Source organism: Kitasatospora sp. NPDC018058, assembly GCF_044327205.1.
Taxonomy (GTDB): domain Bacteria; phylum Actinomycetota; class Actinomycetes; order Streptomycetales; family Streptomycetaceae; genus Kitasatospora.
On the sequence record NZ_JBIRFA010000090.1, the window covers coordinates 1 to 11,613 of the forward strand.

6 protein-coding genes are annotated in these 11,613 nt (G+C 73.1%); all 6 read right to left on the reverse strand.

Annotation, left to right across the window (positions count from 1 at the left end):
- Positions 1 to 393: 393 nt before the first annotated feature.
- Positions 394 to 3,162 carry an AAA family ATPase gene (locus ACH4E7_RS44185; RefSeq protein WP_396254880.1) on the reverse strand — a complete coding sequence of 923 codons (2,769 nt, stop codon included), beginning with the start codon at positions 3,160 to 3,162 and terminating at the stop codon, positions 394 to 396.
- Between the two features lie 348 nt (positions 3,163 to 3,510).
- Positions 3,511 to 5,601, reverse strand: a complete 2,091-nt coding sequence (locus tag ACH4E7_RS44190) for an amino acid adenylation domain-containing protein (protein ID WP_396254881.1) — start codon at positions 5,599 to 5,601, stop codon at positions 3,511 to 3,513.
- 2 nt (positions 5,602 to 5,603) lie between these two features.
- Positions 5,604 to 6,749, reverse strand: a complete 1,146-nt coding sequence (locus ACH4E7_RS44195; RefSeq protein WP_396254882.1) for an acyl-CoA dehydrogenase family protein — start codon at positions 6,747 to 6,749, stop codon at positions 5,604 to 5,606.
- 21 nt (positions 6,750 to 6,770) lie between these two features.
- Complete coding sequence (locus ACH4E7_RS44200) at positions 6,771 to 7,031, reverse strand: acyl carrier protein (RefSeq protein ID WP_396254883.1); 261 nt, start codon at positions 7,029 to 7,031, stop codon at positions 6,771 to 6,773.
- Between the two features lie 85 nt (positions 7,032 to 7,116).
- Positions 7,117 to 7,986, reverse strand: a complete 870-nt coding sequence (locus tag ACH4E7_RS44205) for a 3-hydroxyacyl-CoA dehydrogenase family protein (protein ID WP_396254884.1) — start codon at positions 7,984 to 7,986, stop codon at positions 7,117 to 7,119.
- Between the two features lie 79 nt (positions 7,987 to 8,065).
- A partial coding sequence (locus ACH4E7_RS44210; RefSeq protein WP_396254885.1) for an SDR family NAD(P)-dependent oxidoreductase occupies positions 8,066 to 11,613 on the reverse strand: 3,548 nt, incomplete at its 5' end.

Sequence of the window (11,613 nt, forward strand, 5' to 3'; positions counted from 1 at the left end):
TGGTCCGGCCAGCACACCTCCCTCGACAACAGTGCCGGTCAACGACTCGGCACGCAGGTGGCCACGTTCGTGGCACAGCATCTCTGACCGCCCGCGCGGCGCCAGGGCGCCCGGGACCAGGAGCCGGCTGCACCCGAGGCGTCGCGTGCAGCAGGCCGCCGATACGCACGGCTCCTGGTGTTGAGGCGGGACCGGACAGGAAGGGAGAGCAGGACGAACAGGGCCGGGCAGGCCCGGTCGGGTGCTGTTGGGCCCGCTCGGACCGGAGGCTGATGCCGTGCGGCCGTCACGCGGACGACGGTGACTACCGCGTTCGGTCTGGCATCGGCCGCGCAGGCTGGCGGCGGTGCCAGGACGCCGACGGCGCGGACCCTCTGCTGGCGGAGGAGGGCCTCAGTCGGCGTCCAGACTGTGGCTGAGGCCGCGCAGCTGGTGGCGGGAGGTGACGCCCAGCTTCGGGAAGAGCTTGTAGAGGTGGTAGCCGACCGTCCGGGGGCTGAGGAACAGTTGGGCGGCGATCTCCTGATTGCTCATGCCACGCCCGACGTACCGGACGATCTGCATCTCGCGCGGGGTGAGGCCGGCGAACGGGGTGGGTCCGACGGGCTCGGCGGTGTCCGCGCCACCGGCCGCGCGCAGCTCGGCCTTGGTCCGCTGCACCCAGTGCTCCGCCTCCAGGGTGCGGAACTGCGCCAGCGCGGCCTGGAGTTGCGCCCGGGCGTCCTTGATGCGGCGCTCCCGGCGCAGCCACTCCCCGTACAGCAGGCGGCTGCGGGCCAGCTCGAAGGGTGACTGGGCCGGGGCGTCGAGGGCGCGTCGGAACAACTCGTCGCGGCCGTCACCGCGCCGCACCAGGGCCCGGCAGCGGTCCAACAGTGCCTGGAAGTGCCGGTGTTCGGGTCCGATCCGCCACTGTTCGTAGCGGCACAGGTGCTCCTCGGCGGCCTGTTGGCGGCCGGCCCGCACCGAAGCCTCGACCAGGTCCGGCAGGACGGCGGCGGCGAGCATGAAGTGGGAGGCGGCGTCGTTCGGCAGCACCACCCGTTCCAGCAGCTCGACCGCGTCCTCCGGTCGGCCCTCTCCGAGCGCCAGTAGCCCCAGCGCCCAGTGGGCGATGGCCGCGGCGGAGGCGATCCTGTGCTCGGCGGCGCCGGCCAGTCCCTGCCGCACCAGCTCCCGGCAGCGCTCCGACTGGCCGCGCAGCGCCGCCATCCAGGCCAGCAGCACGCGCAGGTGGCACGCCGCGCCCTCCTGCCCGGTCTCCTCGGCGAGGGCCAGACCCTCCTCCCCGTTGGCCAACGCGCTGGCCCACCGGCCGGCCGCGATCTCCAGCGCGACCAACGGGGCCAGGGTCATCGGCAGCCTGCCGACCTGGCCGCGTTCGCGCAGCGTGCCGGCCGCGCCCTCCAGTGCCTGCCGGGTATGCCCGGACACGCCCGTCACGTACGGATAGAGCGTGGGCGGCCACACCCAGGGTTGTGGGTCCACCGGATCCAGCCAGGCCAGGGTGGCAGGGTCGGTGCTCTCGGCCGCCGCGTCGGGTGCCGGAACCCGCAGGTCCTGGTCGACCAGCGCGACCAGCCGACGGCCCAGCCGCCGGATCGGGTGCTCGCGCGGCAGCGCCAGGTCCGCGACCAGGTGGCCGATCCGTGCCATCGTCTCGGCGTCGTTGGCGACGAAGGCACCGCGGGCGGCCATCACCAGCATGGTGCCGGCCAGCTCGGGTTCGTCCGTCATCACCGGGGCGGCGCCCTCGATCAGGGTGCGGCAGGCGGCCGCCGGGTTGTTGCTGGCGTGCTTGATCGAACCGCGCAGATAGTTGATGCGGGCCAGCAGACCGGGGTCGGCGGTCAGCGTCCCGGCCTCCTCCAGCAGCGCGTTCGCCCGGGCCGCCTGGGCGGCGCGCCAGGCGCTCTCGGCGGCCTCCACCATGTAGCGCAGCCGGTCCTCCGGACGGGAGGCGAGCGAGGCCGCGCGTTCCAGGGCGCCGACCGCAGTGGCCGCACCGCCGGCCCGGCTGGCCCGAGCCGCGGCGGCGGACAGCTGGGCCGCGAGCTCGTCGTCGGTGCCGGAGGTTGCCGCGGCCAGGTGCAGCACCTGTCGCTCCGGCTGGCCCGTGAGCACCTCGGCGAGCGCCCGGTGCACGGCCTGCCGGTCGGCGAAGGTCATCGCCTGGCAGGCCGCGGCGCGGATCAGCGGGTGGCGGAACTCCACCGTGTGGTCGCGGAGGCCGACCAGCCCGGCCCGTTCGGCGGCGGTGCAGGCGTCCGGGGGCAGGCCCAGGCGCTGGGCCGCGGCGTCCAAGGTACCGAGGTCGCCTCCGGCGTGCACGGCGGCCATCAGCAGGAAGACCTGCGAGGGGTGCGGCAGCCGGCGGACCCGGGCGAGGAAGGCCTCCTGGAGCCGCTCGCCCAGCGGCATCATCTCCGGCAGCGGCTCCAGGCCCCGCCGCTGGGCGTCAGTCAGCGACAGTGGCAGCTCGGTGAGCGCCAGTGGGTTGCCGGCCGCCTCGCGCAGCAGCCGGTTCACCGTGGACTCCGCCAACGGCAGCCCGGAGCGGGCCAGTACGCGGCGCCCGTCGTCGTCGGTCAGCGGCCCCACTCGCAGCACGGGCAGTTCGGGGGCGTGGAAGTCCTCGGCGCAGCCCTCGCGGACCCCGAACAGCACGGCGACCCGGTCGGCTTCGAGGCGGCGGGCGAGGAAGCGCAGCGCGTCCCGGCTGGCCGGGTCGAGGAACTGGGCGTCGTCCACGACGGCCAGCAGCATCGGGTGGTTCTCGGTGGCCTCGGTCAGCAGGGTGAGCGCGGCCAGCGCGACCAGGAAACGGTCGGCTTCGGTGTCGGCCAGGCCGAAGGCGCCGGCCAGGGCGGCGGCCTGTGGGGCCGGCAGGGTGCCCAACCGTCCCAGCAGTGGGCGCAGCAACTGGTGCAGGCCCGCGTACGGCAGGCCCATCTCGGTCTGGACGCCAAGACAGGAGAGCCGCATCAGGTCCGTCGGTGCCTGCCGGACGACGCTGCGCAGCAGCTCGGTCTTGCCGATCCCGGCCGGCCCGCGCAGGACGAGGACCCCGCTGGTCCCCTCCCGCGCGCGGCCGAGCACTCCCGCCATCATCTGCTGCTCCACGTCGCGGCCTTCCAGCCCCGCCTCGCACCGTGCACTCAAGTTTGCGTAGTCCTCCCCGCGATCCCCGTTCATTGCACGGCGATCGACTTCCCGTGATCGTCGTGAGCGGAGGTTAACAGGGAACCTTGGACAAGTGGATGATGAGATGACGATTTCTGGACGGGAAGTGACCGGTTCTGACCTTCGGCGGGGCGATAGGCCCGTCGTTCGGCAGGTACGGGGCTCCGACCGTTGATTATTTGACTTTCTCAGCCAATTCGGTGGCTCGATCGAATAATTGATGACGTGTGAATCGGACACCCGCGGTGATCGGGTTTCGGTCGGACGTGGAAATCCCGTCCGATCGCCTCGATCGGACGGGATTTCACGGCCGTTCCGCCGGACCGGTCAGAGCCGGGTGGCGTGAGCCGTGAGGTAGGCGGCGTCCGCCAGCGCGCGGCGGTCGACCTTGCCGCTGGGGGTCCGGGGCAGCTGCTCGAAGTAGTCGTACGTGGCCGGGAGCATGTACGCCGGAAGCCGCTCCGCCAGGTGCGTCCGGAGCCTGTCCCCGGACAGCCCGGGATCGCCCGTGACGGCGGCCCGCAGCACGTCGAGTGTCGGGCCGGGCCGGTCCAGGGTCACCGCGCAGTCGGCCACGCCGGGCAGCTCCAGCAGGGCGCCCTCCACCTCCAGGAGGTCGATGCGGATGCCGCGGATCTTCACCTGGAGGTCGTCGCGGCCCAGGAACTCGATGTCCCCGGAGGGGAGCCAGCGGCCGATGTCGCCGGTGTCGTACATCCGCTCCCCGGGCCGTCCGTACTCGGGCCCGAAGCGCCGCCGGGTCAGCTCGGGGTCGCCCAGGTAGCCGCGGGCGACCCCGGCTCCCGCGACGTGCAGGGTGCCGTAGACGCCGACCGGCATGGGCTGACCGTGCCGCAGGACGTAGAAGCGGGTGTTGTCGATGGGTCGCCCGATCGGCACCCGGCCCTCGGCGGGGCCGGGCGGGCAGTCGTGGGCCGTGACGTCCACAGTGGCCTCGGTGGGTCCGTAGAGGTTCACCAGTTTCGTGCCGTGGGCACCCGTCAGCCCGTGGAAGGCCGTCACGGTCTGGGCGGCGAGGCTCTCGCCGCTGGAGAACACCCAGCGCAGGGCGGCCAGCCGGTCGCCCGCGCCGGACTCCCGCAGGTGGTCCAGGAAGACGTTGAGCATCGACGGCACGAAGTGCAGGGCGGTGACCCGCTGTTGCTCGGCCGCCGCCACGATGGCCATCGGGAAGCGCTCCATGCCCGGGGCGAGCAGGTGCATCCGGGCCCCCGCCAGCAGCCACCAGAAGAGCTCCCACACCGAGACGTCGAAGATCACGGGGGTCTTCTGCAGCAGGGTGTCCTCCGGGCCGAGCGGATATCGGCGCTGCATCCAGGCCAGGCGGTTGACCACGGAGCGGTGCTCCACCATCACCCCCTTGGGCCGTCCGGTCGACCCCGACGTGTAGATGACGTACGCCAGGTCGCCGGGACCGCCGAGCTCCAGGGGCCGCGGGGGCTCCTCGGCGTACAGCGCGGGATCGGCCAGGCGGAGCACGTCGGCCGGCAGGTCCGTGTCGGCGGCCGGCACCTCGCCGGCGAGCACGAAGCGGGCGCCGGACTGCTCCACCAGGCCGCGGAGCCGCCGCTCGGGGGCGTGCGGGTCGAGCGGCAGGTAGGCGCAGCCCGCCTTGAGCACGCCGAAGAGGGCCACCGGGAGGTCGAGCGAGCGCTCGGTGAGGACGGCCACGACCTCGCCGGGCCGGAGCCCGCGGCGGGTCAGCGCGTACGCCAGCCGTTCGGCCCGCTCGTCCAGCTGTCGATACGTCAGCGATCCGCGATCGGAGCTCACGGCCACCCGGTCGGGGCTGCGCAGCGCCTGCTCCCGGAAGAGCGCGTGCAGTGTGGCGTCCCGGGGGAAGTCGCGGCCCGTGTCGTTGAACTCGTGCAGCACACGCGGTCGCTCCGCCGGGGCCAGCGGCGCGTACCCGCGCACCGGCCGGGCCGGGTCGGCGAGGGCCTGGCCGAGCAGGGCGGCGAACACGTTCAGCAGGGCCGTCGCCCCGGCGGCGGTGGCGCGGTCCTCGTCGAAGCGGCAGCGCGCGGTGCCGGGTTCGTCCGGGTCGAGTCGGAGCTGGTAGGCCCAGCCCGTCCCCGTCCCCGACACCCACGTGTCGCCGAGGACCACGAGGTGGTCGGCCGGGTCGGACCTGCTCCCGGCGGCGCCGCGCGTGATCCGGTCCGCCAGCTCGCCGAGGGTCTGGTCGGGGTCGACCGCGACGCGGACGGCCCGGACCGGCCCGGCCGAGGGCTCAGCCAGGTCGAGCCGGATCTCCTCCCGCGTGTACGCCGCGTAGTGGATGGCCAGTGCCGCGACCGCCGCCGAGAGTCGTACGGCCGCGTCGGGCGCGGTGTCCCGCAGGGTCCGTGCCCGCGCCCGGACGTCGGCGTCCAGTTCGATGATCTGATCCGGCACGGTCACCCGCTCCTGCGCGCGGCGTGCGCGAGTCGGGGAGCCAGCTGTCGCTCCAGGATCTGGGTGGTCCCTTCCAGGATGTTGAGGATCTTGCTGTCCCGGTAGTGGCGGGCGACCCCGGTGCTCTCCAGCACCCCCGCGGAGCCGAGGAGTTGGACCGCCTGCGCGGTGTGCTCCTCGGCGGCGCGGCAGGCGAAGTACTTGGCCATCAGAACGCGCTCGGTGGCCGCCGGGTCGCCCGCGTCCAGCGCTCGGGAGGCGGCCGCGCACAGGTGTCCGGCCGCTTCGAGGTCGGTGGCCATCCGGGCGAGCAGCGACTGCACCTGGCCGTGCTCCACGAGCGTGCGGTCGAAGGCGCGCCGCTCGGCGGCGAAGGACGCGCAGGTGTCGAAGGACGCCCGGAGCATCCCGGTCGCCATCCAGGCGACGGCGTGCCGCCCGTGCTCCAGGGCTAGCGGCACCAGGACCGACAGCGCGAAGTCGTCCCGGCCCACGAGCGCCTCCGGCTCGATGACGCAGTCGCGGAACTCGACACGCGCGAGCGCGGCGGCCCGCAGCCCCAGCGCCTCGCCCATGGGCCGGATGGTGACCCCGGGGTTGTCGCGCTCGACCAGGCACGCGACCGAGCGGCCGGCGCGCTTGCCGAACACCAGGAACACATCGGCGCGCCCGCCGAAGGTGATGAAGACCTTGGCGCCGTCGAGCACGAGCCGCCCGTCGCACTCGGCGACGGAGGTCGTGATCGCGGCGAGGTCGCTGCCGGCGTGCGGCTCGGTCATGCAGATGGCCGCGACCCGGTCACCGGACGCCAACGCGGGCCCGAGCTCCCGCCGTTGCTGCTCCGTCCCCCACTTCAGGACGGTCTGCGCCATCATGCCGTGTACGTTGACGAGCGATCCCAGCGAGGCGCTGACGCGGCCCAACGCCTCGTACATCAGCCCGGTCTCGACGGCGCTCCAGCCGCCGCCGCCCGCCGACCGGGGCAGGGCGGCACCCATCAGCCCCTGCTCGGCGCACCAGCGCACGACATGTTCGGGCAGGGACTGGTCGCGCTCCCACGAGGCGGCCTCGTCGCCCCACGTGTCGCCGACGAGTTTCACGAGCGAGGAGTGGTGCTGCCGCTCCTCGGCCGTCAGGAGGTGGTCCATGGTGACAGGTCTCCCGTTCGCTCAGGCCTCGGTCGTCTGCTTGCGCAGGACGAAGGCGGTGATCTTGCCGACGGTCGCGAAGTTGCGCAGGTCGAGGTCGTCGGCGGTGAGGGTGATCCGGAAGGTCTTCTCCAGGAAGGTGAGCAGCTGCATGGCGAAAAGGGAGTTCACCCGCCCGGTGGCGAACAGGTCCTCGTCGAGGCCGGGCACCGGGCCGGGGCTGTACTGCGCCAGGTAGTCGATGACGGACTGGTCGATCCGGGCCTGCGGGGTGGTGGTCATGGTGGGGTTTCCTTCGTCGGGTTCGTCGAGTGGTGGTCGGAGGGATGCGCGGTGGGACACGGAGGGGCCGTGGCGCGGTGCCGTCCTACGGGGTCGGGCGGTAGGTGTAGAAGCCCTCGCCGGTCTTGCGGCCCAGCCGCCCGGAGGCGACCTTGTCGCGCAGCAGCGCGCTGCCGAGGAACCGGTCGTCGCCGTAGCTGTCGTGCAGGCTCTCCAGGGTGAGCAGGACCGTGTCGAGGCCGATCAGGTCGGCGGTCTCCAACGGGCCCATGAGGTGGCCGAAGCACTTCCTGAAGACCTCGTCCACGACGGCGGGCTCCACCCCGTGGTCCTCGACCACGCGGGAGGCCTCGTTGAAGAAGAGGTGCGAGATGCGGTTGCTGACGAAACCGGGGAAGTCGCCGACGACGATGGTCTCCTTGCCCATGCCGGACAGCAGGGCGAGCACGTCGTCAAGGCACTCCTGCGAGGTCGCGTCGCCCCGCATGACCTCCACGGCCTCCTTGAGGTAGGCCGGGTTCATGAAGTGGATGCCGATGACCCGGTCCGGCCGGGAGGTCTCGGCCGCGACCCTGCCGACCGGGATGCTGGAGGTGTTGACCCCGAAGCCCACCTCGGCCGGCAGCAGCGCGTCGAGGCGGCGGTAGAGCTCGCGCTTGGTCTCCCAGTGCTCGCTCACGTTCTCGACCACGAACTCGCAGCCGGTCAGGTCCTCGAGCTCCGTGGTGAAACGGACGGCGGCCAGGGCGTCGGCGAGATCCAGCCGGGGCAGGCCGGGACGCACCATCGGGCCGAACCGCACGGCCTCGGTCAGCACCTCCCTGGCCCGGTCCAGCTGGGTCGGCACGGTGTCGACGAGCACGACGTGGAAGCCGTGCAGGACCAGGTCGGCGCAGACGCTCGCGCCGATCGAGCCGGCGCCGACGACGCCTATCGTGCGGGGGGTTACGGCCATGCTGGGGTGACTCCTCTTCTCGGGTGAGTGGGGTTTCCGGGGCCGTGCGCCCGTCGGCGGGCGCACGGCCGCAGGACCGTCAGATCTGTTCCGCGAGCCATCGGTGGACGGCGTCGGCGGTAGCGTCGGCGTGGTCGGCGATCATGGTGCAGTGGTCGCCGGGCACCTCGACGTCGGTGTGCTCGAAGGGCCAGACGGCCCGCCAGCCGTCGCCGGTCATCGGCTCCTCGGGCGAACCCGGGATGCACTCCGCGGGCCGCAGGAACAGGGTGGGCGCGGAAACCGGTTCGGGCGTCCAGGCGCGGAACATGCCGCGGTACGACCCGAGCGCGGTGAGCGAGGCGAAGTTCATCGTGGTGAACCGCTTCCGCCGCTCGTTCACCTCGTAGGTCATGGCCTTGCGCAGGTCGAGCGACATGGTGTCCGGCAGGTAGGTGTCCAGGAGCAGGACCCCCGACGGCCGGTGGCCGCGGGACTCCAGGTGCATGGCCACCGCGTGGGCGACCCAGCCGCTGGAGGAGTAGCCGAGCAGGGCGAACGGCGCCCCGTCCGCGCCCCGCAGCACCACCTCCGCGAGCGCCTCGACCAGGACCTCGACCGAGGCGGCCAGCGGTTCGTCGGCCTGGAACCCCGGGACGGGCGCCAGGGAGACGTTGCGCAGGCCGCGGAAACGCGTGGACAGCCGGGCGAACTGCAGCGACTGCTCGACCGGTGCGAACGGCGGGAAGCAGATCAGCTCGGGCTGCTCCGGGCCCTGCGCCAGCCGTACGAGCCGGCGCCCGCGAGCGAGTTCGGCCGGGTCGTCCACGGTCTCCCGCAGGCAGGCCGCCCCGCTCAGCAGCCCCTCGACCTCTCGCATCCGCCCGAGCAGCGACACCTTGCGGTAGACGACCGCCAGCCGCTCGTTGGACTCGTCCGCGCCCGGCTCCTCGGCGTCGGACGGCTGTTCGCCGCCGCCCTCGACGAGCCCGGTGACCAGGCGGTCGGCGACCTCGGTGGGGGTGGGGCAGTCGAACAGCAGCATAGCGGGCAGTCGCAGCCCGGTGGCCAGGTTCAGCCGGTTGCGCACCTCCACCGCGGTCAGCGAGTCCAGTCCCAGGTCGAGGAACGCCTGATCGGCGGCCACGGCGTCCTCGCTGCGGTGGCCCAGGACCTCGGCCACCGCGGTGCGCACGAGCCCGACGAGCGAGGTGTGCCGCTCGGCCGGGGACAGCGCCGCCAGGCGGCCGCGCAGGGCGGAGGCGGGCTCGGCCGGGCGTGGAGCCGCGGCCCGCACGCCGACGGGCGGGGAGGGGACCGGACGGCTGTCCGGGAGGTCGTCGATGAGGGGGCGTGGGCGGGCGGCGGTGTAGGCGGCGATGAAGCGCGGCCAGTCCATGTGGGCCACGGCGATGTTGGTGTCGTCGTGTGCCAGCGCCTGGTCGAGTGCCTGGACGGCGAGGTCCGGCGCCATGGTCAGGGCGCCGCGGCGGCGCAGCTGTTCCTCGGTGTGGGCGTCGACCATCGCCGACTCCGCCCAGGCGCCCCAGGCGATGGAGGTGGCCCTTTCGCCGCGCTGGCGGCGGTGGACGGCGAGCGCGTCGAGGTAGGCGTTGCCTGCGGCGTAGGCGCCCGTCCTGCCGCTGCCCCAGGTCGCCGAGACGGACGAGAAGAGGACGAAGGCGTCCAGGTCCTGGCCCGCCAGCAGTTCGTCGAGCAGCGCCGCGCCCGTCACCTTGCCTGCCGTGACCCGGTTGAACTCCTCCGGGTCCATCTCGGTGAGGGGGGTGGTCTGTCCGGTGCCGGCGGCGTGGAAGACGGCTCGGACGGGGTGGCCGGTGGTGGTGAGGTGGTCGAGGAGGGTTCGCAGGGCGGTGCGGTCGGTGGTGTCGCAGGCGGTGATGGTGATGTGGGCGCCGTGGGCTTGGAGTTCGTCGCGCAGTTCGGTGGCGCCGGGGGTGTCGGGGCCGCGGCGGCTGGTGAGGACGAGGTGGCGGGCGCCGTGGTGGACGAGGTGGCGGGCGGTGTGGGCGCCGAGGGAGCCGGTGCCGCCGGTGATCAGGACGGTGCCCCGCCAGGTGGCGGGGTCGCCGGTCGTGGCGTCCGCGGTCAGGGGCGCGGGGGTGAGACGGCGGACGTACGTTGCGGCGGGGCGGACGGCGAGTTGGTCCTCGTGGCCGATTCCGCCCAGTGCGGCGGACAGCTGCGCCCGGGTCCGTTCGTCGAGGACGGGCGGCAGGTCGATGAGTCCGCCCCAGCGGTCGGGGTGTTCGAGGCCGGTGGTCTGGCCGAGGCCCCAGACCTGTGCCTGGGCGGGGGTGGTGAGGGGGTCGGTGGGGGTCACGGCGACGGCGCCCTGGGTCAGCAGCCACAGCGGGGCCCGGACACCCGCGTCCCCCAGCGCTTGGATCAGCACCAGCGACAGCAGCACTCCGGGTGCTCCGGCCGTCGCCAGCAGGGACACCGCGCCGCTGACCACCGGCACGCCGTCCAACGCCTCCGTGAGGCGCGCGGCCACGACGGCCCGGTCCAGATCCGTGTTCGCCAGCTCCAGGACCACCGTCTCGGCGCCGGCGCGCGCCAGCGCCCGCAGCGCCGCGCTGACTGTGGCGTCGGCGGCGCGGCCCTCGGGTATGACGGCCAGCCACGTGCCGGACAGGATGCCCGTCGTCCGGGCCTCCGGGAGGGGTTGCCAGGTGATCCGGTGGCGCCAGGAGTCGATCCGGGACCGGGTGCGCTGTCGGGTGCGCCACTGGGCGAGTGCGGGCAGCGCCTCGCCCAGCCCGGCGTGGGCCGATCCGTCCGGCAGGTCGAGCAGGTCGGAGAGGGCGCCCAGGTCCTGGTCGTGGACGGCCTCCCAGAACCGGGAGTCGGTGGTGTCGTTGGTGGGTGCCGGGTGTTCCTGGGTGGGTGTGAGCCAGTAGTGGTCGCGTTGGAAGGGGTAGGTGGGGAGGTCGAGGTGGGTGGTGGGTGGGGTGGGTCGGGTGGTGGGGTGGCCGTGGGTGTGGAGGGTGGCGAGGGTGGTTGCCACCGTGCGGGTTTCGGGGTGGTCTTTGCGGAGGGCGCTGATGGCGTGGGGGTTCTTGCCGTCGAGGGTGGTGTGGGTGAGGGCGGTGAGGACGGGGTCGGGGCCGAGTTCGAGGTAGGTGGTGACGCCGTTGGTGTGGAGGGTGTGGATGGTGTCGGTGAAGCGGACGGCTTGGCGGATGTGGTCGGTCCAGTAGTCGGGGGAGGTGAGTTGGTCGGCGAGTTGGCCGGTGAGGTTGGAGACGACGGGGATGGTCGGTTGGTGGTAGGTGAGTTGGGCGGCCTCGGTGCGGAAGGCGTCGAGGATGGGGTCCATGTGGGGGGAGTGGAAGGCGTGGGAGACGGTGAGTGTGCGGGTCTTGCGTCCGAGTGTCTTGAAGTGTGCGGCGATGCGCTCGGCGGCTTCCGTATCGCCTGAGACCACGGTGGAGTCGGGGGAGTTGAGGGCGGCGATCGACACCGTTTCGGTGAGGTGCTCGCGGAGTTCGTGTTCGGTGGCCTGGATGGCGATCATGGTGCCGCCGGCGGGGGCGGACTGCATGAGTCGGGCTCGGGCGGCGACGAGTTGGGCGGCGTCGGTGAGGTTGAGTACTCCGGCGACGTGGGCGGCGGTGAGTTCGC